Here is a 25733-nt window from a genome sequence, read left to right as displayed (position 1 = left end):
GCAGTAAGCCAGTGTCAGGCGCAACAGGTCGCTCGCCGACCTGACGCCGCGCGGGCGCAGGAACGCCTTCGTCTCGCGGGCACTTCCTGCGATCAACTCTTCGCCGCCCAAAAGCTCAATCGTCTCGGCCCAGCCGTCATCAACAAGCGATTCGTGTGTCATCGCAGTGTAGAATCACACCCGATTCCGCAGGGCAATACCTATCTTAGCGCCTATGCCCTCAAGGGGGGAGATCAGATGTCGCCATGGCTTCGCCAAACACGAAAAAGAGGCGAGACGCCGAAGCTGCTAATCTCCCCACTTGAGGGGGAGATGGCCGGCAGGCCAGAGGGGGGTGCTGTCCCGCCGGCGTTTCAGAGTTCCTCCACCCAACGACGGGTTCTATTGCGGCGGTAAACCAGGCAACTGCGACCCCTGCGCCGGCAAACCAGGCGGCGGCAGGCCGGGCGACGCGGCCGGCTGATCTCCCGCAAACATCAGCCGCGTCTTCGTATCGGCCATGGCGGGCGACAGACTGCGCTGGATCAGCGCTTCGACATGGTCGTTGCGCTGCCTAGCGCTGTCGGCGCCCATCACCACCACGATCAGATGCCGGCCGTCGGCATTGTAGGACGTGACGATATTGTAACCGGATGCCCTGATATAGCCGGTCTTGATGCCGTCGACGCCGCGCACCCGGCCGAGCATGTCGTTGTGGCCGCGCACCAGCCGGCCGCGGAACATGAAGTCGCTTTCGGAGAAATAGTGGAACTGCTGCGGGAAGCGGGCGCGCAGCGCCATCCCCAGCGTCGCCATGTCGCGCGCCGATGTGTGCTGGCCATCGTCGGGCAGGCCGGAGGCATTGCGGAAGACGGTGCTGCTCATGCCGATCTGGCGCGCCTTGGACGTCATCATGGCGGCGAACTGGTCCTCCGAGCCGCCGAGATATTCGCCCACCGCCACCGCCACGTCATTGGCCGACTTGACCACGATCGCCCGGATCGCCGAATCGACATCGATGCTCTCGCCGCGCTTGAAGCGCAATTTGGTCGGCGGCTGCCGGGCGGCATTGTCGGAGACCGGAATCTGCGTTTCCTTCGAGACGCGGCCGGACTCCAGCGCCTCGAACAGCAGGTACAGCGTCATCATCTTGGTCAGCGACGCCGGATAGCGTTGCGCCCTCGAACTGACTTCGAACAGCGTCTTGCCACTGCCGGCATCGACGACGATGGCGGCATATTTCTCCTGTGGCGCCGGCACCGCCAGCACGCTGTCGGGCGGTGCGGTGGTGCTGCAGCCGGCCACGAAGACAAGCAGCAGGAGGGCTGCGAGAAATTTCTGGGCGGGGGAGGGGAAATGGAAATTTGGCAAGTCAAGTCCGGCGTTGCTGAGAGGGCCGGAACCTAGCCTAACCCATTTTGTTCGTCCATTTGGTTAACGGCGGAGCTGCCGATGACGCTGCCAATCTCCCCCGCAAGGGGGGAGATCAGATGTCGCTTCGGCTTCGCCAACCATCGGCGCTGAAACGGCAACCTCCCGAAATCGCCTGCTTCCTGTCCTGTTTTGCCTGCGGGGTCGCGGTGCTGCTATAGAGGCGGCAATTGCTTGGGGGATTTGACAATGACCGGTGACATCGGCGCGGCTGCGCCATCTCTTATCAGGGCTTCGCTCAGCCGCACCGGCAAATGGGCCGGCAGCGTCGCTTTCATCGGCGGCGCGGCTTCCGACATCCTCAATCCGCTGGCGCCGTTCGCCGCCTATATCGCGCTGGTCGCTTCGGTTGCCGCCGCCATCATCGCCATTGCCATCGTTCTGCGGCTGGTGCTGGCCGCCAAAGCGCTGCCGGCGCTGATCTTTGCCACCAGCGCTGCCGCCGTCGCCGGCGGCGTCTATGGCCTGCAGCAGCAGACCAATTCGCAGAACGGTGTGATCGCCGGCCTGGTGCCGGCCATCGCCCAGTTGCAGCAGCAGATGGGCATCGTCTCGGCCAGGGTGGCCAGGATCGAGCAAACGGTAACCGAGACGAAGCTGACGGTCGACCAGGTCAAGCAATCGACCGACGCGGTGGCGAAGAAGACCGAGGAAATTGCGTCGACCCAGCAGCAGCAGGCTGAGCAGGGCGCGCAGACGCAAAAGTCGGTAGAGGCGGTCAAGCAGACGACCGAAACGCTTGCTGCCGGCCAGCAGAAACAGGCCGAGCAGGCCGACAAGCTTCAGGCGACCACCCAGCAGATCGCCGCCTCGATCGACACCATCGCCAAGGGCTTTGCCGCATTGGCCGCGCAGGGCGGGGCGATCGCCGAGCCGAAGCGGCCGGATGAATTCTACCACAATGCCCGCGTCTACGAGCTGTCCGGCGACATGCTGAATGCGCGGCGCTCCTATCTCGCTTTCGCCGGTTTCGACGTCGACGCCGTCGATCCCTACACACGCTTTGCCACCCTGCTGCGCGTGCAGGACGGCAAGGCCGGCGCCCGCGAAGTGTTCGGCGCCCTGGCCGACAAGGCCAAGGCGCTGTCGATCAAGCTGGTCCATATCCTGCAGTTCGACGATGCCCAACGTCTCGACAAGCTCAACGCCTTCATCGCGGCCAATCCGGATTTCGCACCGGCCTATTACCTGCTCGCGCAGGAGTTTTCCGAGGATCGCCTCGGCGTCCAGTCGCTGTCCGACAAGCGCAGCGAGGCCGAGGCGCTGACCAGGTTCGTCTCCTATGAAAAGGAAGGCGGGCTGCTCAAATATTTCGTCGACCAGACGCAGCTCGCCGACTGGCTCGACCGCAGCCGTACCCGCCTGACGGCGCTTGGCGACGTGCTCGACCCAGCACGCTTTGCCCCGACGCTGACGCCGATGCGCTCCAATGCCGGCTGGACGATCTCCATCTCGCTGCCCGAGGCCGCGACCGGCATTTCCTGGCGCATGGGTGTGTCAGGTCCGTTCACCGACACCGGGCTGATGGCGATGAACGACCAGCGCACCGGCAAGCCGATGCCCAATCCGAGCTTCGAATTGCCCGACAGCACCACGGCCACCACCATCGGGGTCAAGTATCTCGATCTCAGGGGCCGCGAGACCGGGCCGTTCGACATAAGTTTCGATCCGGACGCAGCGCTGCAACAGGGCAACAAACAGATCCTCGACCAGTTCTGGACGTCGTGGATCGCCTTCGGCGCCAGCGGCAATCATGGCCTGGTCTATTTCTCCCAGATGCTGTCATTCCGCTGCGGCATCAAGGAGGTGCGCTACAGCCTGAACGGCACGGCGCTCGACAGGGAGATCAAGCTGCCGCCTTGCGACAAGAAGGACCCGTACGCCATTCCTTATGACTACCAGCCTTACTTCAAGGTCGCCGACAACGTGACGTCGATGGCGGTGCAGGTCACCTACACCGACGGCACCAAGTCGCCGGTGCGCGAGTATAAGCGGCAGTAGGCGCCCACCCTCCCCCATGTGGGGAGGGTCGATCCGCGTAGCGGATCGGGGTGGGGGTCCTCGTAGGGCGCTGCCCCCCCCCCCCCGGGGGGCGGGGGCGGGTGGGGGGCCGGCGGCCCCGCCCCCCCCCCCCGGGGGGGCGGTGCGCCCCGCGTCGCGGCGCGGGGGGGGGGTCCTCGTAGGGCGCTACCCCCACCCCGTCGATCGATCTCCGCTTCGCTCCGATCGCTCGCCGACCCTCCCCACAAGGGGGAGGGTAAAAATCGCCCTGATGCAAAATGCCGGTCGCTGTGCTTGCGCATCCCTCGCGGAGCGGGTTTGTTCGCTGCCATCAGAATCAGCAGGTGCGCGGATGGATACGGTCACGATCAAGGCAAAGGGCATGTCGGTCACGCTCGATCTCACTGTCGGCCATATCGCCGACATGACGGTCGACAGCGATGGCCGCCAGCTGAAGCCGCTGCACCGCGCGCCCTGGATCGATGCCGGCGAGACGCTGCCGCCGGATCTGCCTCAAGGCACGGTGCGGCTGTCGGGCGATTTCCTATGCGCACCGTTTTCGGCCAGCGACATCGAGGCCGCACCGCTGCATGGCTGGCCGGCCAACAGCCCCTGGGATGTCACCGTCAGCGAAGCGACATCCGACGGCTGGCGGGCCGTCTTCCGGTTGCGCCGCACGGTGATGGGCGCGACGGTCGACAAGATCTTCACGCTCCGCAACAGTCATCCCTTTCTCTATCAGGAGCATGTCTTTTCCGGCGGTTCCGGAGCGGTCTCCGCCGCCCACCATCCGATGGCGGCGATGCGCGATGGCGGCCGGCTGGCCTTTTCGCCGAAGCGCTTTGCCGGGACACTGGACGCACCGCTGGAGCCCGATCCGGCCCGCGGCCGCTTCAAGCTTTCCTATCCCGCCCGCTCGACCGATCTGACGCGCTTTCCAGCCACTGGCGGCGGCACGCTCGATCTCACCGACTACCGCATGGAGGATGAGCGCGAGGATTTCATCACCCTGGTCGAAGCCGATCATGACGGTCCGGGCTGGACGGCGCTGGCGCGCCGGGCCGAACAGGATCTGGTGCTGGTGCTGAAGAACCCGGCGGAGCTTCCGGTCACCATGCTGTGGTTCAGCAATGGCGGCCGCGACTACGCGCCGTGGAGCAGCCGCCATCGCGGCGTGCTCGGCATCGAGGACGGCCGCGCCGCCATCGGCCATGCCGCATCGATCGACGACAATTGGCTGAAGCGCGAAGGGGTCGCGACCGCTTTTACCCTCGGCGGCGAAGTCTCCTTCCGCCATGTCATCGGCACGCTGCCGCTGGCGAGCGGCGAGCCGCCGCGCGCTATCGGGACAGCCTCAGGTCACATGCATCTCACCGGAGCCGATGGTTCGACCCGCGATGTCGCATTCGACAGCGATTTCCTGCGGATCGGCCAGCCCGGCTGATTTTCGAACGCTGGCCCTGCCCCTCACCTGCCTGCCGGCATCCTCGACACACGGCACATGGAGCTTGTCCGCCGCACCGCCGCGCCAACCAATCTGCTTGGCGCTGCGGCGGACGCATAGGGGGAGAAGTGTTACCCATCTATCGGCTGCACACCGGCAGGGCGACGAGGGGCAGCGCTGACGTGGCGGATGTCGTGAGATTGCCCAAATCGCGGTTTGAAATTTCCTCAAACTGCCGACAAGATGCAAAGCATAACTGGAAGCGCCCAATGTCCGAAATCGCCCATCTCGCCGCCACCATCTTCAAGCGCGCTGGCAAGGCGAAACGCTTCATCGTCGCCATTGCCGGCCCGCCCGGCGCCGGCAAGTCGACGCTCTCGGCCGGCCTGCATGATCTGTTGCCGGAGGGCGCGGCTGAAGTCGTGCCGATGGACGGCTTCCACTATGATGACATCGTGCTCGACCAGCGCGGCCTGCGGTCAAGAAAGGGCGCGCCGGAGACTTTCGACTTCGCCGGCTTCGAGACGCTGTTGAAGCGCATCCGTTCGGGCGAGCCAGACATCGCCATTCCGGTGTTCGACCGCAGCATGGAATTGTCGCGCGCCGCCGCCTCCATCGTTGCCGCCGAGACCAAGTTCATCCTGGTCGAAGGCAATTACCTCCTGCTGGACGAGGAGCCGTGGTCGCGGCTGGCGCCGCTGTTCGACTTCACCATCTTTGTCGATGTGCCGCGTGCCGAACTCGAGCGCCGCCTTCTGGTGCGCTGGCACGAGCACGGCCGCTCCGACGAAGACGCCCGCGCTTGGATCGCTTCCAACGACATGCCCAACATCGATCGCGTGCTCGGCCGTCGCAGGTCCGCCGACCTGGTTGTTGGCGATCCCGCATAGTTCGCTGGACTTCGGAACGGGAACCTTAAGACTTTCAGGTCGTTATCTCTCATCGGCAATCGTGCCGCCGTGAGGGAACCGTCAGATGGCAACCAAGGCAAAAACACCCGCCAAGAGCAAGACCGCTCAACCCAAAGCCAGGCAGGCAAAGGCCACGCAGGCGAAGGCAGGCGCCGGCCCGGCGATCGCCGAGCGGTCCAAGGACGCAAAGCCGGCTTTCGGCAAAGCGGCGCCAAAGAAGGTAGAACCGGTGGCGACGGCAAAGGTGACGGCGAAAACCGCCAAACCCAAGAAGCCGGCAAGCAGCGGCTCGGTGGCCGGCGGCGCGATGCGCACCGTCAAGGCGACCGCCAATGTCGCCGCTGGTGCGGTGGCGGCGACAGCCAGGGGCGCTGCGTCCCTCGCTGCGTCCGTCATCGGCAAGGGCGGCTCGAAAAGCAAGGCCAAGGCGAAATAGACCCGGCTGCTTCGGCTGGCCGAGGTCAATTCCTGGCGGGAATGGTCAGGCCGCGCTGCACCGCGGGCCGCGCCAGCCCGCGCTCCAGCCATGCCGCGACGGTGGGGAAGTCGTCGAAGCCGACGAGTTCGCGCGCCTCGTAGAAGCCGATCAGATTGCGCACCCAGCCCAGCATCGAAATGTCGGCGATGGTATAGTCGTCGTCCATGATCCAGGTTCGACCCTTCAGCCGCGTCTCCAGCACCCCGATCAGCCGCCGCGATTCATTGCGGTAGCGATCCAGCGGCCGCTTGTCGGCGATCTCGCGTCCGGCGAATTTGTTGAAAAACCCGACCTGTCCGAAAATCGGCCCGATCGCCGCCATCTGGAAGAACACCCATTGGATGGTCTCGTAGCGCCGCGCCGGATCGGCAGGGATCAGCTTGCCGGTCTTGTCGGTGAGGTAGAGCAGGATGGCGCCGGATTCGAACAGGCCGAATGGCCTGCCGCCCGGCCCGTCGGGGTCGATGATCGCGGGTATCTTGCCGTTCGGGTTCAGCGACAGGAATTCCGGCGTCCAGCTCTGGTCCTTGCCGATATCCACCAGATGCGCCTCGTAGGGGAGGCCGAGTTCTTCCAGCGCGATCGAGACTTTCACCCCATTCGGCGTCGTCGCGGAATAGAGCTGCAGGCGGTCGGGGTGGCTGGCCGGCCAGCGCTTGGTGATCGGAAAGGCGGACAGGTCGGTCATCGAAAGCTCCGGTCGGGAATTTGGCGCGGTATCGCGCCGTCTGGCGAGTTGCGAAGGATTATCCTCGGCTTCTTTGCCGATCAACCGGTCGAAGGTGCACACACCGTCTTCGCAGTCATTCAGGGCCAGTCGCTCAGGCCAGTCGCTTGCCGTCAGACCGCCTTGAACGCCACCACGGCATTGGTGCCGCCGAAGGCAAAACCGTTGCTGATCGCCGCGCGCACCTTGCGCTCGCGCGCCACATTCGGCGTGATGTCGAGATCGCAGTCGGGGTCGGCCTGCCGGAAATTGGCCGTCGGCGGCACGATGCCTTCGCGGATCGCCATCACGCAGGCGATCATTTCCAGGCCGCCCGAGGCGCCGAGGCAATGGGCATGCATCGACTTGGTCGACGACACCGACAGCTTATAGGCATGGTCGCCGAAGACGCGCTTGATTGCCGCCGTCTCGATCTGGTCGTTGGCCTTGGTGCCGGTGCCGTGGGCGTTGAGATAGTCGACGTCCTCGGGATTGAGCCCGGCGTCCGCCAGGCAGGCGCGCATCGCCGCCGTCGGTCCCTCGACAGTCGGCGCGACGATATCGGAAGCGTCGGCGGAAAGGCCGGCTCCGGCAAATTCGGCCAGAATGGTCGCGCCGCGCGCCATGGCGTGTTCATACGTTTCCAGCACCGCCATTCCAGCACCTTCGCCGAGCGACAGGCCTTGGCGATCGGCCGAGAACGGCCGGCAGGTATCGGGCGCCAGCACCCGCAGGGCCTCCCAGCCCTTCAGGATGCCCCAAAGCAGCGGCGCGTCGGTGCCGCCGGCGACCATGACATCGGCGCGGCCGAGCCGGATCTGGTCGACCGCCGAGGCAAAGGCGTGATTGGACGAGGAGCAGGCCGAAGTGACGCCGAACACCGGCCCGCGCAGGCCGAGATTCATGCTGACATGGCCGGATGCCGCACTCGGCATCACTTTCGGCACGGTGAAGATGCCGGCCCGGTTCTTGCCGTCGACCAGGATGGCGCGATAGTTCTCCTCGATCGCCTCCCAGCCGCAGACGCCGACGCCGACAACCGCGCCCATCCGGTAGGTGGTTGCTTCAGTCGATGTCAGGCCGGCATGCTGCATGGCTTCGCGCGCGGCAATCGTCGCCAAAAGGCTGAAGCGGTCCATCGACACGGTCTGCTTGTGGCTGATGCCATGGTCGGGCAGCGTCTTGATTTCGCAGCCGACCTTGACCTTCAAATCATGCAAACCGGGATTGCTGATTTGACCGATGGCCGATCGGCCGGCCCGCATTTCGTTCCAGATTGCAGGCGCATTGGCGCCGAGCCCGCATATGCCGCCGATGCCGGTAATGACGACGCGCTTTTGCATTCAGCTCAGGCTTTTTTCGCAATCAGCGCGCGAACAGCCTCAACCATATCGCCGACATTCTTGAGATTGCTCCAGGCATCGACCGTGTTCATCTCGATCTCGATGCCGTACTGCTCCTCGAGATCGAAGATGATCTCGGTCAGTTCCAGGGAATGGATGCCAAGCGCGGTCAATTCCGTATTGGTGGTGATCTCTTCGCCACCGGGCTCCGCATGTGCCCTGATCTTGGCGATGATTTCCGTTGCCAGCTCGTCAGCCATTCGATTCCTTCCCCAATTTTATAACGTCGCGGTGCCGATTGGTTGGCGCCCCTGTTGCCTGGACTGAAATCGCCGTCGCCTTCAAAAACCCGCCAGGCGCAGCATGACCGTTCCAAAGAGGCTCCCTCTATAGAAACGGAAACGCTGTCAAGCAACAAGCTATATCAACAAGCACCATATCGACAAAGCGCCGGGAGTGCTTAACGTTAGCGCCGTGGATACGTTGCAGCATGTCTTGATCCCAGCTCTTCCGGCCCAGCGCGCGGCCGGGGCGGCCCGGCTTGCGTGCGGCGTCAGGGATGGACGCACCCGGCTTTTGCGCCTCTATCAGGACGGCTCGGCCAAAATCCGCATGCCGGCCGTTGCGGCCGATCCGCTCGAAGCCGTGCTCATCAACACCGCCGGCGGTCTGACCGGCGGCGATCGGCTCGGCTGGGAAATCGATGTCGGGCCAGGTGCCTCCGCCTCGATAACCACCCAGGCCTGCGAAAAGATCTATCGTGCCGCTAGCGACCGCGCCGAAGTTCGGGTGAAGCTCAGGGTCGGCGCGGGCGGGCGTATCGCCTGGCTGCCCCAGGAAACCATCGTCTTCGACCGCTCGGCCTTTGCCCGCACGCTCGAGGTCGAGCTTGCCGCAGGCGCCGAGGCATTGCTGCTTGAAGCCACCATATTCGGCCGCCTCGCCATGGGCGAAGAGGCCGCGCACGGCCATTTCCACGACCGTTGGCGTGTCCGCCAGGATGGTGCGCTCGTTCATGCCGAGGATTTCCGCATCGGGCCGGCTATCGCGGCGGCACTTGGCCGCCCGGCGGTCGCCGGCGGCGCCATTGCCGCTGCGACGCTGCTGATGGTCTCGCCGCAGGCCGAAGCCTTGCTCGATCCGGCCCGCGACATCGTCGGCGCCGACGGCGATGCCAGCGCCTGGAGCGTCAAAAAATCTGGCAAGCTTCTTGCGAGGCTGTTTGCCGAGGACGGCTATCAGCTGCGCAAGCGGCTGGTTCCGCTCGTCGAACTGCTCAACGGGCGGGCGGGTCTGCCCAAATTATGGTCACTCTGAGCCAAATACAGGCCAAATCCAGGAAAGCGCATGAACCTGACGCCGCGTGAAAAGGACAAGCTGCTCATCGCCATGGCGGCGATCGTGGCGCGCAAGCGGCTGGAACGCGGCGTCAAGCTCAATCACCCCGAAGCGATCGCGCTGATCACCGATTTCGTCGTCGAGGGCGCCCGCGACGGCCGCCCGGTCGCCGAACTGATGGAGGCCGGCGCCCATGTCATCACCCGCGGGCAGGTGATGGAAGGCATCGCCGAGATGATCCACGACGTGCAGGTCGAGGCGACCTTTCCCGACGGCACCAAGCTGGTGACCGTTCACGAACCGATCAGGTGAGGAGAAAACGATGCTGGAGCTGCGACCGAATTGCGAATGCTGCGACAAGGACCTGCCGCCGGAAGCGGCGGACGCGCTGATCTGCACCTTTGAATGCACCTTCTGCGCTGACTGCGCTGAACATGTGCTGGGCGGCGTCTGCCCGAACTGCGGCGGCAATTTTTCCGCACGCCCGATCCGCCCAGTGGAGAAACTGGTGAAATATCCGGCCTCGACCCAACGCGTGCTCAAGGCCGAGGGCTGCGGCCCGCGCAAGGCTGCGTGATTGTTTTCGTGACTTCGAAGGGAAGACCGATGATCTCTGCTTCAACCAAACGCACCACGCTTGCAGCGATCCTGCTGCTGGCGGCGGCGATGCCCGCCTATGCCCATGTCGGCATCGGCACGACCTCGTCCTTCGCGGCGGGCTTCGCGCATCCGCTGTCCGGCCTCGACCATATGACCGTCATGGTAGCCGTCGGCCTGTGGGCGGCGCTCAAGGGCGGCAAGGCAATCTGGGCCTGGCCGCTGGCCTTTGTCGGCGTCATGCTGGTCGGCGGCGCGCTCGGCATGCTCCACGTGCCGGTGCCTTTCGTCGAACCGGGCATCCTTGCCTCCGTCGTCGCGCTTGGCTTGCTGGTGGCGTTGGCGGTCGATCTGCCGGTCTCGGCCGGAGTCGCCATCATCGGCCTGTTCGCGCTGTTCCATGGCCATGCCCACGGCACGGAAGTGCCGGAAAATGCCGGTGGACTTGACTATATGGCCGGCTTTGCCGTTGCCACCGCACTTCTCCATGCCATGGGCATCGCTGCCGGCCTTGGCCTCGGCATGCGCTTTCGCGGGCTTGCCCGCGCCGCTGGCGCCGCTTGTGCTGCAGTCGCCGTCGGCCTGGTCTTCGGCGTTTTGTGAGGCTAACGATGATTCCCGGCGAAATCATCACGGCAAGCGGCGACATCGAGCTCAACAAGGGGCTGCCGACGGTGACGCTGAAGGTGGCCAACAGCGGCGACCGGCCGATCCAGGTCGGCAGCCACTACCATTTCTTCGAGACCAATGAGGGGTTGAAATTCGATCGCGACAAAGCGCGCGGCATGCGTCTGGACATTGCCGCCGGCACCGCGATGCGCTTCGAACCGGGACAAGAGCGGGACGTCACGCTGGTGCCGTTCGGAGGAAAACGCGAGGTCTACGGTTTTCAGCAGAAGATCATGGGCAGGCTGTGAGATCGACGGGGTCGGGCGCCCTGAGGTCAGTTCGACGGCCTGGCCGCCGCGTAGATGACGATTCTTGCCGAGCCGTCGAATTCCACCGCAAGGACGTCTTCCGTAAGCACGCGCCGCGAATCGATGGCGTTGAACAGCAAGGCGTTGGCGTCGATCTCCTTGCGCAGTTCCGCAATGTCATCCTGATGCTGTTCGACCTTGCTCTCGACCGCCGGCGGCGGGCCGCCTTCGCTGCGCGCCGCGTCGGTGAGGAAGACGATATCCACAGTATCGAGCTTGGACGTCTTGCGCACGGCGCCGATGTTCTCACGCGTCCGCTCGATCGCGGTGATGATCTTGTTGGTCTGTGGTTCCGTCCGCGCCTCCTCCTGCCGGACATCGGAGCCGACGATCCTGTTGACGGTGTCGGCCCGGTTGACGGCGTCAGCGCTTTCAAGACCTTGCGCGGCTTGCGGGCCGAAAGCTGCGAGAAATGTGCAGGCAGCAAGGCTCTGGAGCCATCTGGTGTCGGCAAAGACAGGCATTGCTCGCTCCTGGTGGACTTTTCTGTGCAACGCCGTTCGGCGCCAAAGGAACGAAACGCCTCCTGTCGGGCGAAGGTTCCCTGTGGGCTGGCGGGCCGGGTGCCGGCCCGCCAAGCGCTTCTTTCAGCTTGCCTTCTTGGTGACAAGGGTCAGCGCGCCATCGGTGGTCATGCTGGCGGCGACCACCTGTGCCGAGGTGAGCCCCTTGGCTTCGAGCGCCGACTTGATCTGCGGCGTCGCGTCGATCGAAGAGCGCAGTTTCTGCAGCCCGGCATCGCCACGCTGGGCGATCACCTGATTGACCTGCGTCTGGGTGGCCTTGGGCAATTCGCTGATATCGACGATGTTGACCTTCTGGATCGCCGGCGCCGCCGGCTGAGCGCTGGGCGCCGCCGGCTTCGGTTGCGGCGTGGGCTGCTGCTGGGCGCCGGCTACGGTTGCGGAGGCCAGCGTGGCGGCGGCTGCAAGAACGATGATTTTGCGCATGTATTTTCCTTTCATCGATTTGGCCAAGGGTTTGGCAAACGGGCGGTTTGGGGTGGCACGGCCACCTCAACGGCCAAATGGGATCAGAAGGTGTCGCCGAGCGGGTCATTGCATGACCATTGGATGGCGACGATGTGGAGTTCGGCTGCGGCCGGACTCTCGTTTGGGGAGCATTGACTGATGGCTAGAATTACCCGCGCCGCCTACGCGCAGATGTATGGCCCGACGGTCGGCGACAGAGTGCGCCTGGCCGATACCGAGCTGTTTATCGAGGTCGAAAAGGACCTCACCGTCCATGGCGAGGAGGTGAAATTCGGCGGCGGCAAGGTCATCCGCGACGGCATGGGCCAGAGCCAGGTGTCGCGCGCCGGCGGCGCGGTCGACACGGTCATCACCAACGCGCTGGTGGTCGATGCCACTGCCGGCATCTTCAAGGCCGATATAGGTCTCAGGGACGGCCGCATCGCGGCGATCGGCAAGGCCGGCAATCCCGACACGCAGGACGGTGTCACCATCATCATCGGCCCCGGTACCGAGATCATCGCCGGCGAGGGCAAGATCCTGACCGCCGGCGGCTTCGACGCGCACATCCACTTCATCTGCCCGCAGCAGATCGACGAAGCGCTGATGTCGGGCATCACCACCATGCTCGGCGGCGGCACCGGCCCGGCGCATGGCACGCTGGCCACCACCTGCACGCCGGGACCCTGGCACATGGCGCGCATGATCCAGTCCTTCGACGCTTTCCCGATGAACATCGGCCTGTCCGGCAAGGGCAATGCCTCGCTGCCGGCGGCGCTCGAGGAAATGGTGCTGGGCGGCGCCTGCTCGCTGAAGCTGCACGAGGACTGGGGCACGACGCCGGCGGCCATCGACTGCTGCCTGTCGGTTGCCGACGATTACGACGTGCAGGTGATGATCCACACCGACACGCTGAACGAATCCGGCTTCGTCGAGAACACCGTCGCCGCCATCAAGGGCCGCACCATCCACGCCTTCCACACCGAGGGTGCCGGCGGCGGCCATGCGCCTGACATCATCAAGGTTTGCGGCCTGCCCAACGTCATCCCGTCCTCGACCAACCCGACCCGGCCCTACACCGTCAACACGCTGGCCGAGCATCTCGACATGCTGATGGTCTGCCATCATCTGTCGCCGTCGATCCCCGAAGACATCGCCTTTGCCGAAAGCCGCATCCGCAAGGAAACCATCGCGGCGGAAGACATTCTGCATGACATCGGCGCCTTCTCGATCATCTCGTCGGACTCGCAGGCAATGGGCCGCGTCGGCGAGGTGGCGATCCGCACCTGGCAGACCGCCGACAAGATGAAGCGCCAGCGCGGGTCATTGCCGCAGGAGACCGGCAACAACGACAATTTCCGCGTCCGCCGCTACATCGCCAAATACACCATCAACCCGGCAATCGCGCATGGCCTTTCCAGGGACATCGGTTCGATCGCGGTCGGCAAGCGCGCCGATCTGGTGCTGTGGAACCCAGCCTTCTTCGGCGTCAAGCCCGACATGGTGCTGATCGGCGGCATGATAGCCGCAGCCCCGATGGGCGACCCAAACGCCTCTATCCCGACACCGCAGCCGATGCACTACCGCCCGATGTTCGGCGCCTATGGCAAGGCCAGGACCAACTCGTCGGTGACCTTCGTTTCGAAGGCGGCGCTGGAGTCCGGCCTGCATGGCAGGCTCGGCGTCGACAAGCAGTTCGTCGCGGTCGAAAATACCCGCGGCGGCATCGGCAAGCACTCGATGATCCTCAACGACGCCACGCCGCATATCGAGGTCGATCCCGAAACCTATGAGGTTCGCGCCGATGGCGAACTCTTGACTTGCGAGCCGGCAACCGTGCTGCCGATGGCGCAGCGGTATTTCCTGTTTTGAGGCGAGGGGCGATTTGATCGACCCGGCAAATTCCGTTGCGAGCCGGTCGGTGCCGCCGCAATATGCGGCTCAAAGAAACCGCGTAGCAGGTCATGGCCACCGAAATAGCCTCCGCCCACGATATCTTCCCGCATATCCGCATCGTCATGGGCATGGTGATCGGACTTGGCGTCGCTCGCCTGCTGTCGGGGGTGGCGCGCATCGTCCAGCATCCCGGCCAGTACAGGCTCTATCCCGTGCACCTCGGCTGGGTCGCCTCCATGCTGTTGCTGCTGGTGCACTTCTGGTGGTGGGAGTTCGGCCTCTACACCATAGAGGTCTGGACTTTCGGCAAGTACCTGTTCCTGATCTTCTACGCCATCACGCTGTTCCTGCTGTGCGCGCTGCTGTTTCCGGATTCGATGCTCGACTACACCAGCTACGAGGATTTCTTCTATTCACGCCGTGGCTGGTTCTTCGGCCTGCTGGCGACGACCTATCTGCTCGACGTCGTCGACACGCTGCTGAAGGGTCCCGAGCATTTCGCCCGCTACGGCAATGAATATCTGTTCCGAACGCCGGTTTTCGTGGTGTTGTGCATCGCCGCCATACTGGTGCGTGACCGCCGCTTCCACATCGCCTTCGTCGCCGGCACGCTGATCTATCAGATATCGTTCATCCTGCGGCTCTTCGACACCATCGTCTGAACAGTGGCTATGGTTTAGGGTCGCAGGAAAGAGGGTTCAACCATGTACAAGGCCATCGGATCGCGTGGATCCCGCGTCAGCCGCGTTCTGTGGATGCTCGAGGAACTCGGGCAGCCCTATGAATTCGTCGAGGTCAAATTGCGTTCGCCCGAAGCCTATGCGCTCAACCCGTCGGGCAAGGTGCCGATCCTGATCGATGGCGAACTGACGGTGACTGATTCGGCGGCAATCTGCGTCTATCTCGCCGACAAGCACGCCGACAAAGGCATGGGCGCCAATCCAGGTGTGGCCGGACGCGCCGAAATGGATTCCTGGATGCATTTTGCCCAGTCCGAGTTCGAAGCGCCGCTGTGGAACAAGCTGCGCCACCGCTTCCTGTTGCCGAAGGACGTGCGGGTCGATGTCGGCCCCGCCGCCGCCTACGATTTCGCCTCGGAGGCCAAGGCGCTCGACGGCCGGCTGGGGGATCGGGAGTTTGCGCTGGGCGACCGGTTTTCCGCCGTCGACGTGCTGTTGGGCGACATGGGCGGCTGGGCCCGCGCCGGAAAATTTCCGATCGAATCCGAGCGCGTCAACGCGTATTTCGACCGCGTCCTGGCGCGGCCTGCCCGTGCGAGAGCCCAGGCTAACGGTGGAGCCATGCGATGAAACTCAACCTGAACACCGACTTCACCAAGTTCCCCCGGGCCGTCTCGGTGGTGCCTGCCGGCACTGCCGGAACTACGCCGCCATCCGGCCGTGCCGTCCTGCCCCATGACGAGCGTCATTTGCGCCGCCGCGCCATCGAGCTTGCCGACGGCAGCAAGGTGCTGGTCGACCTGCCCGAGCCCGTGACCTTGAACGATGGCGACCGGCTGGTGCTGGAGGATGGCGGCCAGGTCGAGATCACCGCGGCACCCGAAGAGGTCTACGACATTCGTGCCCGCCACGCCGTGCATCTGACCGAACTCGCCTGGCATATCGGCAACCGCCATCTGGCGGCAGCGATCGAGCCCGGCCGCATCCTGATCCTGCGCGACCATGTCATCAAGGCTATGCTGGAAGGGCTGGGCGCCACGGTGCGCGAAGTCTCCGAACCGTTCAAGCCGGTGCGCGGCGCCTATTCCGCCCAAGGTGCGCATGGTCATGATCATGGCCATGCGCATGCGCACGCCGAAGTGCATTCCCATGATGGACGTTCCCACGCACACAGCGAGTCGCATTCGCACAGCCATTCCCATGACGGGCATCATCACGATCATGACTGACCAGCCATCCGGCATCGCTTTGCTGCGGCTGATGGCATGGCTGTCGCCGTTCTTCCCGGTTGGCGGCTTTGCCTACAGCCACGGTCTCGAGCGTGCCGTGCATGACGGGTTTGTGCCCGACAGCGACAGCCTCGCCTTCTGGCTCGAAACGCTGGTCGAGATGGGCTCGGGCTGGAACGACGCCGTGCTCTTCACCGAGGCCTGGCGCCGCGCCCGCGAGGGCGGTGATCTCGCCGAGATTGCCGGTCTCGCCGAAGCGCTGGCCGGCTCGCAGGAGCGCCACGCTGAGACGATGCTGCAAGGCGCCGCCTTCCTCAAGGCAGCGTCGGCCTGGCCCAATCCCGTGCTGGGCCGCTTGCCGGCCGAATGCGCCTATTGCGTCGCGGTAGGCGCATTTGCCGGCGGCAACGGCATCGCGCTTCAGGACGCCCTGTCCGCCTTCCTGCAAGCCTTCTTCTCCAACCTCGTCCAGGCGGCGATCCGGCTCGGAATCGTCGGCCAAAGCGGAGCGACTGTCCTGCTAGCCGGCTTCGAGCCGCTGGCGCTGGCGACGGCCGCGCGTGCCGCCAGATCGACACCCGATGATCTCGGCGGCTGCGCCTTCATCTCCGACGTCATGGCGATGAAACACGAGACGCAATATTCCAGGTTGTTCCGCTCATGACCACGCTCGCCTTCGCCCTCTCGGCGGTGCTGCTGCTGATCACCGCGTTGCATGTCTATTGGGGCCTTGGCGGCATCTGGCCGGGCAAGGACGGCGCCTCCTGCGCCCACGCCGTTGTCGGCTTTCGCGGCGTCGACGAGATGCCGACGCCGTTTGCCTGTTTTGCCGTTGCCGCGTGCCTTTGCCTGGCGACGCTGTGGCCGCTGGCGCTCGCTGGGGTCTTCGCCTCCCCCTTTCCAAGGGAAGGCCTTGCCGCGACAGCGCTGCTTATCGGGCTGGTCTTCCTCGGCCGCGGCATTGCCGGTTTCACGCCCTGGTGGCGCCGGCTGGCGCCGGAGCAGCCTTTTGCGCGACTCGATACCAGCTTTTATTCTCCGCTCTGCCTGTTGATCGGGCTCAGCTTCGCAATCCTCGCCATCACGGAGTTTTCGGCATGACCCAGGCTAATGGTCCCCTTCGCATCGGCATCGGCGGTCCCGTCGGCTCCGGCAAGACGACGCTAACCGAAAAGCTCTGCAAGGCGCTGCGCGACGATTTCTCCATCGCCGTCGTCACCAACGACATCTACACCAAGGAAGACGCCATGATGCTGGCTCGCCTGCAGGCGCTGCCTGAGGACCGCATCGTCGGCGTGGAGACCGGCGGCTGCCCGCACACCGCCATCCGTGAGGACGCCTCGATCAATTTGCAGGCGATCGCCGGGCTGAACAGGAAATTCCCCGATCTCGACATCGTCTTCATCGAATCCGGCGGCGACAATCTTGCCGCCACCTTCTCGCCGGACCTTGCCGACCTGACCCTCTATGTCATCTCGGTTTGCCAGGGCGAGGAAATCCCCAGGAAGGGCGGGCCGGCGATCACCCGTTCCGATTTCCTGGTCATCAACAAGAGCGATCTGGCGCCCTATGTAAACGTCAACCTCGATGTCATGGAGAGCGACGCCGCCCGAATGCGGGGCAAGCGCCCGTTCGGCTTCACCGATCTATCGCGCGGCAAGGGACTGCAGGAAGTCATCGACTTCATCGTCGAACATGGCGGGCTGCAGTCGGCCCGCTCGGCGGCCTGACCCAGTACTTACCGGTTGCTGGTCGGCATTGGGCGCGGCATTCTCGGGGAAATGGAGGATTTTTTGATGAGCATCGCCCGTTTGCAGAAAGAGCCGCTGACCAACCTGCCCTATTATGAGGAGCGCGTCGACCTTGCCGCCGCCTTCCGCTGGACGGCGCGGCTCAACATGCATGAAGCCGTGGCCAACCACTTCTCGCTGTCGGTCAACGAGGCCGGCAGCAAATTCCTGATGAACCCCAACCAGGTGCATTTCTCGCGCATCAAGGCGAGCGACCTTTTGCTGATCGACGCCAACGATCCCGAGACATTGTCCGGCCCGAATGCGCCCGACCCGACCGCCTGGGGTCTGCACGGCGCCATTCACCGCAACGTGCCGCATGCGCGCTGCGCCATGCATGTGCATTCCATTCATGCCACTGTGCTTGCATCGCTGGCCGACTCGACTCTGCCGCCGATCGACCAGAACTCGGCCATGTTCTTCAACCGCCACGTCGTCGATGCCCACTATGGCGGGCTGGCCTTCGAGGAGGAAGGCGAGCGCTGCTCGCAACTGCTCACCGACCCTAAGGTCAAGGTGATGGTGATGGGCAATCACGGCGTCATGGTCATCGGCGACACCGTTGCCGACGCCTTCAACCGCATGTTCTATTTCGAGCGTGCCGCCGAGACCTACATCAAGGCGCTGTGGACCGGCCGTCCGCTGCGCACGCTCTCCGACGCCATTGCCGAAAAGACCGCCAGCGAAATGGACGACTATCCCGGCCAGGCGGAGCGTCACCTTGCCGAGCTGAAGGCGATCCTCGACGAGGAGGAGCCGGTGTACCGCAGCTAAGCGACCATCCGTGCTTCTCCCGTTTACGCTACGCACTCACCTTCTGTGATTTGTTATGACTGATCGGCGTAAGGCTTGGTTGCCAGGTGGTTCCCCCAATCCGTCGCTGCTTCGCAGCGCCACCTTTCCCTCCTCCGGAGGGAAAGGAAGGGAGCTTTCTGGACGAGCGTTTGACGGCAAAAAGCTTGGCTCGGCGAAGCCGAGACGGAGTGGGGGTCGACCAGCGCAACATTAGACAATGCATGGCCAAGCTGAAGGGAGGATGAAGGGCAGCGCCGACGTTCATAGGCTCACTCAGAGTCCCAACTGAGCCCGCAACTCTTCCGCACTGTTGATCACGACAGCGCCCTTCGGTCCTGCCATCGGCGCTTCCGGCCAGAAGATCGTCCGCATCCCCGCGGCCAGGCCTGATGTGGCGCCGGTAATGCTGTCGTCGACGGCCACCGCGTCTGCGGGATCGACGCCGGCCAGCCATGCGGCGCGCAGGAACGGTTCGGGATGCGGCTTGCCTTCGCGCACGTCGTTTCGGCTGATCGTGCGCATGCCGGGATAGATCAGGCCGACGGCGCTCAGATTTGCATCGACGATCACCCGGTCGGAATTGGACACCACCGCCTGCTGCACGCCGAGCGCGCGCAACTCGTTGAACACTTCGATCGCGCCGGGGCGCGGCTTCAGCGTCTCGGCCATCGGCATGTAGTGATCGTATTTGCGCACGATCCAGTCGTCGAAGGGCAGGTCGAGGCCGAACTCGCTGCGCAGCATCTCGTAGACCGGTGCGGCGGCGACGCCCAGCACCCGCTCATGCAGGTCGGCCGGCGGCGTGATACCGACGCTGCGCAGCGCCGCCACCAAGGCCGCCTCATGCAGCGGCTCGCTGTCGACCAGCGTGCCGTCCATATCCCAGAAAACCGCTTTCGGCGTCATGCGAGGCTCCTTTTGCCGATCCCCTTAAAGCGTTTGTATCAGGAGATAAACCGCCGAGCCCGTTCGCCGGCGATTTTCGCTGGGTTGATCGCCGCGCGGCAGTCGGATCGAAGCAGCAAGCAATTGCCCTGCCGATAGACAATTGCGCGCCGACACATTCCCTGCAAGACTATGACGCTTCGCCCAAGGGCGGGCAAAGGGGCAGGGCTGGAGGCACATTTTGAATTCGCGGCAAGACGGCGGCAGCAGCAGGCTGGACGAGGCAGCGCGCGCCGGCTGGCTTTATTATGTTGCCGGCAACACCCAGGACCAGATCGCCGCCACGCTCGGCATTTCCCGGCAGACGGCGCAGCGGCTGGTGTCGCTGGCGGTGTCGGAGGGGCTGATCAAGGTTCGCGTCGATCACCCGATCGCCAATTGCCTTGATCTCGCAGCTAGACTGAAGTCACGCTTCGCGCTCGACCTCGTCGAAGTGGTGCCGAGCGATCCAACCTCATCCTCGACCACGATCGGCATTGCCGAGGCGGCCGCGGCCGAGATCGAGCGGCGGCTGCGGTCACCGACGCCCATCGTCTTGGCCATCGGCACCGGCCGCACGCTGAAGGCGGCGATCGAGCAATTGCCGCCGATGGAATGCTCGCAGCACAAGGTTGTGTCCTTGACCGGCAACATCTCGCCCGATGGTTCGGCCGCCTTCTACAACGTCATCTTCACCATGGCCGACCGGGTCAAGGCGCGCTCGTTCCCGATGCCGCTGCCGGTCATCGCCTCGTCGCCGGAAGAGCGCGAGATGCTGCTTGCCCAGCCGATGATCCAACCGACGCTGGCGCTGGCCGCGGAAGCCGACGTCACCTTTGTCGGCATCGGCGATCTCGGCCCGAAGGCGCCGCTCTACGAGGACGGTTTTATCTCGGAAAGCGAGCTGAAGGCGTTGCAAAAGGCTGGCGGCGTCGCCGAGATCGTCGGCTGGGTGTTCGACCGGGAAGGCCGCATGATCGAGGGCATCACCAACGACCGGGTATCGTCGGCAGCCTTGCCGTCACGCGAAAAGTCGCTGGTCATTGCGCTCGCCATGGGCGAGCGCAAATTGCCGGGCATCCTGGCCGCGGTGAACCGCCGGCTGGTCAATGGCCTCATCACCGACGAGCGGACCGCTGCCGCCCTGCTCGACGGTGCCTGATCTGGTGATAAAATCGGCACTGCTATTTGTGCCGTCCGCAAACATCATTTCCATCGAGGAAACCCATGTCGCGCTGCAGATGCGGCGACAATTCCCTGACGTCGACATAGCTGCGGCGGCGGCGTACCAGCAGGGAAAATTCGTGCGCCAGCACGGAAAACCAGCTCCGCGCCGGGGCCGAATGCAGCTTTTCCTGTACCGTGGTCATGATCTTCAGCCTCCGCTATGCTTGAACTGGATTGTTCCTCGACACCAAATATCAGTCTGATCGGCTCCGGCTTCCAATCAAACGTCGATCAAGACCCATAAGGAGGGCTTATGCCCGATCTCAAGGCACCACAGCTCGCCCAGTTGCCGCCGCTGCAGGCCATCAGGGTGTTCGAAGCCGTCGCGCGGCATCTCTCCTTCACCAAGGCCGCGCAGGAACTCGGCATGACGCAGGCCGCCGCCAGCTACCAGATCAAGCTTCTGGAAGAGCGCATCGGTTCGCCGCTGTTCCTGCGCCAGCCGCGCCAGATTGTGCTGACGGAACCCGGCCAGCGCCTGGCGCCCGCCGTCAGCGAGGCGTTCAGCCTGCTCTCAAGCGCCTATTCCGCCGCGCGTGGGGGCGCCGATGGTGTGCTGTGCGTCTCGACGCTGCTGACCTTTGCCTCGAACTGGCTGGCGCAGCACCTCGGCTCCTTCCAGGTCGCGCATCCGTCGCTGGCGGTGCGCGTCGATACCTCGAACAGGGTGATCGATTTTGCCCGCGAGGACATGGACATCGCTATCCGCTCCGGCAGCGGCAAGTGGCCTGGAGTGGAGACCCATCTTTTGTTCAAGGCCGATTTCACCCCGGTGCTGAGCCCGGCACTCGCTGCCACCATAGGTGGCGTCCACGAACCCGCCGACCTGTTCAAGCTGCCCATTCTCGATCCCGGCGACATCTGGTGGCGGGAATGGTTCGCCCTTGCCGGCGTCCCGGCGGACGAACTTGCCAGGCGCACCGGCACCAGCATGGGCGCGCAGGCCTATGAGGCGAACGCGGCCATCGCCGGCCATGGTGTGGCGATCCTGACCACCGCATTGTTCAAGACCGAGCTCGCCGCCGGCCGCCTGATCCAGCCCTTCGACCTGGTCGGCGACGACGGCCACGCCTATTGGCTGGTCTACCCGACGGCGCGTCGCAACGTGCCGAAGATAAAAGCCTTCCGGGACTGGATCCTGGCCGAGATCGCCTGCGCCTGAGGGCGAGCGATTCGCGGATTGATTTCCGAGATGCAAAGCGAGCCATGGATCCGCGACGAATGCTCGCTTTCGCGGACAAACAGCTGCGATCGGGCCACCCGGTTAACCAAGCTTGACAAAAACGCTGTCGATATCACTCGCCCGGCATAGGCTTGTGCTTGTGACGACCCAATTGAGCAGGATCAATCGTCTGCAGATTGAAACAGGGTCGATCAGCCGGCTGATGAAAGTCTATCGCGTCGAAGAAATTGAAAACAACACCGTGCGCACGACGCAGGTGATCGAAGCATTTACGCCGTTTCAAGCTGCCGTGAAGGCAATCGGCCGGGAAGTTAGGCTGCGCAAGGACGAGCCCAGCTGGATCCAGGTGACGGAAGTGCTGACCAGAGCCAAGCAAACACGCGACGGCAGGGTTTTCGAATATTCCGTGGGAAGCTACCCGTCCCACGGCTGATGGACTCGGCCCTATCGCTCCCCTGGCGCGACGATTGGGTTGCGATGGGTCGGCATCAACGCGCTCTCACATCCCCTGCAAACAGCTTCCCAAATCCGTTCAATATCCTCTACGCGCGCAACGCGGCGCTCCGCCTTGCGTGCTGCGCTGCAGCATCGAATCTGGCTTGACATAATTTATGCCAAGTGAGTAATTGCCCATTACCAAGGCAAATGCTCATCTTGGTTCATGGGAGGAATTTGATGAAACTGCGCACGCTCACCCTGGGCTTGTTGTCGGCCAGCGCTTTCGCTTTTGCCGCACACGCCGAATCCATCACCATCGCCACGGTCAACAATGGCGACATGGTCCGCATGCAAAAGCTGACGGACGACTTCACCAAGGCGAACCCCGACATCCAGCTGAACTGGGTCACGCTCGAAGAGAACGTGCTGCGCGAGCGCGTCACCACCGACATCGCAACCAAGGGCGGCCAGTATGACGTGATGACGATCGGCACCTACGAGGTTCCGATCTGGGCCAAGCAGAGCTGGCTGTTGCCGCTCGACAAGCTCGGCGACGACTATGACGCCAAGGACATCATCCCGGCCATCGCCGGCGGCCTCTCGGTCGACGGCAAGCTCTATGCCGCGCCCTTCTACGGCGAAAGCTCCTTCGTCATGTACCGCAAGGACCTGATCGAGAAGGCCGGGCTGACCATGCCCGATGCCCCGACGTGGGACTTCATCAAGCAGGCGGCCGACAAGATGACCGACCGCGCCAATGGCGTGAACGGCGTATGCCTGCGCGGCAAGGCCGGCTGGGGCGAGAACACGGCGTTCCTGACGGCCATGTCCAACTCGTTTGGCGCCCGCTGGTTCGACGAGAACTGGAAGCCGCAGTTCGACCAACCGGAATGGAAGAACACACTGCAGTTCTATGTCGACCTGATGAAGGCCGACGGTCCGGAAGGCGCTTCGTCCAACGGCTTCAACGAGAATCTGGCTCTGTTCCAGCAAGGCAAGTGCGGCATGTGGATCGACGCCACCGTGGCGGCGTCCTTCGTCTCGGATCCGAAGGCCTCGAAGGTGGCCGACAAGGTCGGTTATGCTTTGGCGCCGGACAATGGCCTCGGCAAGCGCGCCAACTGGCTCTGGGCATGGTCGCTGGCGATCCCCGCAGGCACGCAGAAGGCGGAATCCGCCCAGAAGTTCGTCTCATGGGCGACCAGCAAGCACTATGCCGAACTGGTCGCTTCCAAGGAAGGCTGGGCCAACGTTCCTCCGGGAACGCGTTCCTCGCTCTACGCCAATCCCGAGTACCAGAAGGCGGCCCCGTTCGCCAAGATGACGCTGGACTCGATCAATGCCGCCGATCCGGCGCATCCGACGGTCAAGCCGGTGCCCTATGTCGGTGTGCAGTTCGTCGCCATTCCTGAGTTCCAGGGCCTCGGCACAACCGTTGGCCAGCTGTTCTCGGCGGCGCTCGCCGGCCAGACCAGCGTAGACGACGCGCTCAAGCAGGCGCAGGACGCCGCCACGGCGACCATGACCGAAGGCGGTTATATCAAGTAAGGCTCCTCCCGGTGCCGAACGCCGGTCGCCTCCTGACCGGCGATGGCCGCCCGAGTCCCAGTTCGGGCGGCCGCTTTTTCCCCGCTGTGAAAATTCAGTCCGACTAGTGAAGGGTGACCGTCATGGCTACTCAGCAGACCCGTTCGCTTGCCCGCTTCATGATGGCGCCGTCCGTCGTGTTGCTGTTCGTCTGGATGATCGTGCCGCTGGTCATCACCTTCTGGTTCTCCTTCCAGCAATACAATCCGCTGAACCCGATCCGCGACGGCTTCGTCTGGTTCTCGAACTACTCGCTGTTCTATTCCAACCCGGCATTCCTGCAATCGATCCTGAACACGCTCGTCCTGGTCGGCAGCGTGCTGCTGATCACCGTGATCGGCGGCATCATGCTGGCGCTGTTGATCGATCAGCCGATGTGGGGACAGGGGATCGTCCGCATCCTCGTCATCTCTCCGTTCTTCGTCATGCCGCCGGTGGCTGCACTTGTCTGGAAGAACATGATCATGCACCCGCAATACGGCGTCTTTGCCGACATTGCGCGCTTCTTCGGGGCTCAACCGATCGACTGGTTCGGGCAGCATCCGATGCTGGCCATCATCATCATCGTCGCCTGGCAATGGCTTCCCTTCGCCACGCTGATCCTGCTGACCGCATTGCAGTCGCTCGACGGCGAGCAGAAGGAAGCCGCCGAGATGGACGGCGCCGGCTTCGTCAGCCGCTTCATCTATCTGACGCTGCCGCACATGTCGCGCGCCATCACCGTCGTCATCCTGATCCAGACCATCTTCCTGCTGTCGGTCTATGCCGAAATCCTGGTCACCACCAATGGCGGACCCGGCTATGCCTCCACCAACCTGCCCTTCCTCGTCTACCAGAAGGCATTGCTGGAGTTCAAAATCGGCCAGGCATCGGCCGGCGGTGTCATCGCCGTCATTCTCGCCAACATCGTCGCCTTCTTCGCCATGCGCGCGGTGGGCAAGAACCTGGACAAGTAAGGGAGGATACGATGGCACGTGCAGTCACCACCCAACACAAGGTCATTGCGACAGGCGCCGCCTGGATCGTCGCGCTGCTGATCTTCTTCCCGATCCTCTACACGATCATCACCTCGTTCAAGTCGGAGCAGGAGGCCATCCAGGGCTTCGCGCTGATCCCGTCGGGGACGTTCGAGAGCTATACCGAGGTCCAGGCGCAGAGCGGCTACTTCAAGTTCTTCTTCAACTCGGTGCTGCTCTCGGTCGGCTCGACCATCCTGGCCCTGATAGTCGCGGTTCCGGCCGCCTGGTCGATGGCCTTCTCGCCGGGCAAGTGGACCAAGGACATCCTGATGTGGATGCTCTCGACCAAGATGATGCCGGCGGTTGCCGTGCTGTTCCCGATCTACCTCATCTTCCGCGATGCCGGACTGCTCGACAGCCGCATCGGCCTGATGATCATGCTGATGCTGATCAACCTGCCGATCGTGATCTGGATGCTCTACACCTACTTCCGCGAAATCCCCGGCGAGATCCTGGAAGCGGCACGCATGGACGGCGCCACCCTGTGGGGCGAGATCGTCTATGTGCTGACCCCCATGGCCGTGCCGGGCATCGCCTCGACCATGCTGCTCAACATCATCCTGGCGTGGAACGAAGCGTTCTGGACCATCCGCCTGACCACCACCGAGGCGGCGCCGCTGACGGCCTTCATCAGTTCGTTCTCAAGCCCGCAAGGCCTGTTCTGGGCCAAGCTTTCGGCGGCCTCGACGCTGGCCATCGCCCCCATCCTGATCATGGGCTGGTTCAGCCAGAAGCAGTTGGTGCGCGGCCTGACATTCGGCGCGGTAAAATAACGGACGTTGCCTGAAG

The 25733-nt window shown here is 63.9% G+C and carries 31 protein-coding genes; 23 read left to right on the top strand and 8 right to left on the bottom strand.

Annotation, left to right across the window (positions count from 1 at the left end; genetic code table 11):
• Nucleotides 1-381 precede the first annotated feature (381 nt).
• A complete protein-coding gene (locus NKJ64_RS27550; RefSeq protein WP_023689149.1) occupies nucleotides 382-1350 on the bottom strand; it encodes a D-alanyl-D-alanine carboxypeptidase family protein in 969 nt (322 codons plus the stop codon).
• Nucleotides 1351-1599: 249 nt separating this feature from the next.
• On the opposite strand from NKJ64_RS27550, the gene NKJ64_RS27545 reads away from it, so the two are divergent.
• The 4 genes from NKJ64_RS27545 to NKJ64_RS27530 all read left to right on the top strand — a co-directional run bounded on the left by NKJ64_RS27545 (nucleotide 1600) and on the right by NKJ64_RS27530 (nucleotide 6202).
• Entirely contained in the window at nucleotides 1600-3411 is a 1812-nt protein-coding gene (locus NKJ64_RS27545) for a methyl-accepting chemotaxis protein (protein WP_352463633.1), read from the top strand.
• A gap of 352 nt (nucleotides 3412-3763) precedes the next feature.
• The gene (locus tag NKJ64_RS27540; RefSeq protein ID WP_352463632.1) at nucleotides 3764-4855 is read left to right on the top strand and encodes a hypothetical protein; all 1092 of its coding nucleotides are present in this window, start codon (nucleotides 3764-3766) and stop codon (nucleotides 4853-4855) included.
• A 269-nt stretch (nucleotides 4856-5124) separates the two neighbouring features.
• Nucleotides 5125-5745 (top strand): nucleoside triphosphate hydrolase, encoded by a 621-nt coding sequence (locus tag NKJ64_RS27535; RefSeq protein ID WP_023671222.1) that lies wholly within the window; start codon nucleotides 5125-5127, stop codon nucleotides 5743-5745.
• A gap of 85 nt (nucleotides 5746-5830) precedes the next feature.
• Nucleotides 5831-6202 carry a hypothetical protein gene (locus NKJ64_RS27530; RefSeq protein WP_023683605.1) on the top strand — a complete coding sequence of 124 codons (372 nt, stop codon included), beginning with the start codon at nucleotides 5831-5833 and terminating at the stop codon, nucleotides 6200-6202.
• Between the two features lie 25 nt (nucleotides 6203-6227).
• Here NKJ64_RS27530 and NKJ64_RS27525 read toward each other — a convergent pair whose 3' ends face one another.
• From NKJ64_RS27525 to NKJ64_RS27515, 3 genes are all read right to left on the bottom strand, one after another.
• On the bottom strand, nucleotides 6228-6932 hold the full coding sequence (locus NKJ64_RS27525; protein WP_023671224.1) for a glutathione S-transferase family protein: 705 nt from the start codon (nucleotides 6930-6932) through the stop codon (nucleotides 6228-6230).
• A 152-nt stretch (nucleotides 6933-7084) separates the two neighbouring features.
• Nucleotides 7085-8293 (bottom strand): beta-ketoacyl-[acyl-carrier-protein] synthase family protein, encoded by a 1209-nt coding sequence (locus NKJ64_RS27520; RefSeq protein ID WP_023671225.1) that lies wholly within the window; start codon nucleotides 8291-8293, stop codon nucleotides 7085-7087.
• Nucleotides 8294-8298: 5 nt separating this feature from the next.
• Nucleotides 8299-8553 (bottom strand): acyl carrier protein, encoded by a 255-nt coding sequence (locus tag NKJ64_RS27515; protein WP_023671226.1) that lies wholly within the window; start codon nucleotides 8551-8553, stop codon nucleotides 8299-8301.
• 235 nt (nucleotides 8554-8788) lie between these two features.
• Between NKJ64_RS27515 and NKJ64_RS27510 the strand changes: the two genes are divergently transcribed.
• The 5 genes from NKJ64_RS27510 to NKJ64_RS27490 are packed head-to-tail and all read left to right on the top strand — an operon-like array spanning nucleotide 8789 to nucleotide 11145.
• Nucleotides 8789-9610 (top strand): urease accessory protein UreD, encoded by an 822-nt coding sequence (locus NKJ64_RS27510; protein ID WP_352463631.1) that lies wholly within the window; start codon nucleotides 8789-8791, stop codon nucleotides 9608-9610.
• Nucleotides 9611-9640: 30 nt separating this feature from the next.
• A complete protein-coding gene (locus tag NKJ64_RS27505; RefSeq protein ID WP_023689153.1) occupies nucleotides 9641-9943 on the top strand; it encodes an urease subunit gamma in 303 nt (100 codons plus the stop codon).
• A gap of 10 nt (nucleotides 9944-9953) precedes the next feature.
• Nucleotides 9954-10208 (top strand): DUF1272 domain-containing protein, encoded by a 255-nt coding sequence (locus NKJ64_RS27500; RefSeq protein WP_023671229.1) that lies wholly within the window; start codon nucleotides 9954-9956, stop codon nucleotides 10206-10208.
• A 29-nt stretch (nucleotides 10209-10237) separates the two neighbouring features.
• The gene (locus tag NKJ64_RS27495; protein ID WP_023689154.1) at nucleotides 10238-10831 is read left to right on the top strand and encodes a HupE/UreJ family protein; all 594 of its coding nucleotides are present in this window, start codon (nucleotides 10238-10240) and stop codon (nucleotides 10829-10831) included.
• A gap of 8 nt (nucleotides 10832-10839) precedes the next feature.
• A complete protein-coding gene (locus NKJ64_RS27490) occupies nucleotides 10840-11145 on the top strand; it encodes an urease subunit beta (protein WP_023671231.1) in 306 nt (101 codons plus the stop codon).
• Between the two features lie 26 nt (nucleotides 11146-11171).
• Here NKJ64_RS27490 and NKJ64_RS27485 read toward each other — a convergent pair whose 3' ends face one another.
• The gene (locus NKJ64_RS27485; RefSeq protein WP_023689155.1) at nucleotides 11172-11669 is read right to left on the bottom strand and encodes a hypothetical protein; all 498 of its coding nucleotides are present in this window, start codon (nucleotides 11667-11669) and stop codon (nucleotides 11172-11174) included.
• A gap of 123 nt (nucleotides 11670-11792) precedes the next feature.
• Nucleotides 11793-12155 (bottom strand): hypothetical protein, encoded by a 363-nt coding sequence (locus tag NKJ64_RS27480; protein ID WP_023671233.1) that lies wholly within the window; start codon nucleotides 12153-12155, stop codon nucleotides 11793-11795.
• 180 nt (nucleotides 12156-12335) lie between these two features.
• Here NKJ64_RS27480 and ureC point away from each other — a divergent pair, with 180 nt between their 5' ends.
• From ureC to NKJ64_RS27440, 8 genes are all read left to right on the top strand, one after another.
• Complete coding sequence (ureC, locus tag NKJ64_RS27475; protein WP_031195771.1) at nucleotides 12336-14048, top strand: urease subunit alpha; 1713 nt, start codon at nucleotides 12336-12338, stop codon at nucleotides 14046-14048.
• A 92-nt stretch (nucleotides 14049-14140) separates the two neighbouring features.
• Nucleotides 14141-14734, top strand: a complete 594-nt coding sequence (locus NKJ64_RS27470) for a hypothetical protein (RefSeq protein ID WP_023689157.1) — start codon at nucleotides 14141-14143, stop codon at nucleotides 14732-14734.
• 42 nt (nucleotides 14735-14776) lie between these two features.
• Nucleotides 14777-15382 (top strand): glutathione S-transferase family protein, encoded by a 606-nt coding sequence (locus NKJ64_RS27465; RefSeq protein ID WP_023683600.1) that lies wholly within the window; start codon nucleotides 14777-14779, stop codon nucleotides 15380-15382.
• Nucleotides 15379-15981, top strand: coding sequence for an urease accessory protein UreE (ureE, locus tag NKJ64_RS27460; protein ID WP_352463630.1), 603 nt, complete (start codon nucleotides 15379-15381; stop codon nucleotides 15979-15981). The genes NKJ64_RS27465 and ureE overlap by 4 nt, the downstream gene beginning before the upstream one ends.
• Nucleotides 15974-16645 (top strand): urease accessory protein UreF, encoded by a 672-nt coding sequence (locus tag NKJ64_RS27455; protein WP_352463634.1) that lies wholly within the window; start codon nucleotides 15974-15976, stop codon nucleotides 16643-16645. The genes ureE and NKJ64_RS27455 overlap by 8 nt, the downstream gene beginning before the upstream one ends.
• A complete protein-coding gene (locus tag NKJ64_RS27450; RefSeq protein WP_023695872.1) occupies nucleotides 16642-17082 on the top strand; it encodes a DUF3995 domain-containing protein in 441 nt (146 codons plus the stop codon). Before NKJ64_RS27455 ends, NKJ64_RS27450 begins: the two co-directional genes overlap by 4 nt.
• Entirely contained in the window at nucleotides 17079-17711 is a 633-nt protein-coding gene (ureG, locus tag NKJ64_RS27445) for an urease accessory protein UreG (protein ID WP_023671240.1), read from the top strand. The genes NKJ64_RS27450 and ureG overlap by 4 nt, the downstream gene beginning before the upstream one ends.
• 66 nt (nucleotides 17712-17777) lie before the next feature.
• Nucleotides 17778-18545 (top strand): class II aldolase and adducin N-terminal domain-containing protein, encoded by a 768-nt coding sequence (locus NKJ64_RS27440; protein ID WP_023711372.1) that lies wholly within the window; start codon nucleotides 17778-17780, stop codon nucleotides 18543-18545.
• Nucleotides 18546-18839: 294 nt separating this feature from the next.
• Here the strand turns inward: NKJ64_RS27440 and NKJ64_RS27435 are convergent, their stop codons facing one another.
• Nucleotides 18840-19472 (bottom strand): HAD family hydrolase, encoded by a 633-nt coding sequence (locus NKJ64_RS27435; RefSeq protein WP_352463629.1) that lies wholly within the window; start codon nucleotides 19470-19472, stop codon nucleotides 18840-18842.
• 220 nt (nucleotides 19473-19692) lie between these two features.
• Here NKJ64_RS27435 and NKJ64_RS27430 point away from each other — a divergent pair, with 220 nt between their 5' ends.
• Nucleotides 19693-20652, top strand: coding sequence for a sugar-binding transcriptional regulator (locus NKJ64_RS27430; protein WP_023711370.1), 960 nt, complete (start codon nucleotides 19693-19695; stop codon nucleotides 20650-20652).
• A gap of 22 nt (nucleotides 20653-20674) precedes the next feature.
• Here the strand turns inward: NKJ64_RS27430 and NKJ64_RS27425 are convergent, their stop codons facing one another.
• Nucleotides 20675-20860, bottom strand: coding sequence for a hypothetical protein (locus NKJ64_RS27425; RefSeq protein WP_023732685.1), 186 nt, complete (start codon nucleotides 20858-20860; stop codon nucleotides 20675-20677).
• A gap of 110 nt (nucleotides 20861-20970) precedes the next feature.
• Between NKJ64_RS27425 and NKJ64_RS27420 the strand changes: the two genes are divergently transcribed.
• From NKJ64_RS27420 to NKJ64_RS27400, 5 genes are all read left to right on the top strand, one after another.
• Nucleotides 20971-21879, top strand: coding sequence for a LysR substrate-binding domain-containing protein (locus NKJ64_RS27420; RefSeq protein ID WP_023671245.1), 909 nt, complete (start codon nucleotides 20971-20973; stop codon nucleotides 21877-21879).
• A gap of 172 nt (nucleotides 21880-22051) precedes the next feature.
• Complete coding sequence (locus NKJ64_RS27415) at nucleotides 22052-22333, top strand: hypothetical protein (protein ID WP_023683593.1); 282 nt, start codon at nucleotides 22052-22054, stop codon at nucleotides 22331-22333.
• A gap of 242 nt (nucleotides 22334-22575) precedes the next feature.
• The gene (locus NKJ64_RS27410) at nucleotides 22576-23886 is read left to right on the top strand and encodes an ABC transporter substrate-binding protein (protein ID WP_023746514.1); all 1311 of its coding nucleotides are present in this window, start codon (nucleotides 22576-22578) and stop codon (nucleotides 23884-23886) included.
• 122 nt (nucleotides 23887-24008) lie between these two features.
• Nucleotides 24009-24881 carry a carbohydrate ABC transporter permease gene (locus tag NKJ64_RS27405; RefSeq protein ID WP_023711367.1) on the top strand — a complete coding sequence of 291 codons (873 nt, stop codon included), beginning with the start codon at nucleotides 24009-24011 and terminating at the stop codon, nucleotides 24879-24881.
• An 11-nt stretch (nucleotides 24882-24892) separates the two neighbouring features.
• The gene (locus NKJ64_RS27400) at nucleotides 24893-25717 is read left to right on the top strand and encodes a carbohydrate ABC transporter permease (protein WP_023671250.1); all 825 of its coding nucleotides are present in this window, start codon (nucleotides 24893-24895) and stop codon (nucleotides 25715-25717) included.
• Nucleotides 25718-25733 lie beyond the last annotated feature (16 nt).

Origin of the sequence: Mesorhizobium sp. M0062 (genome assembly GCF_040323125.1) — a bacterium.
Classification (GTDB): Bacteria; Pseudomonadota; Alphaproteobacteria; order Rhizobiales; family Rhizobiaceae; genus Mesorhizobium.
Note: the sequence above shows the minus strand (reverse complement) of the source record. Positions and strands in the feature narration are given on the sequence as shown.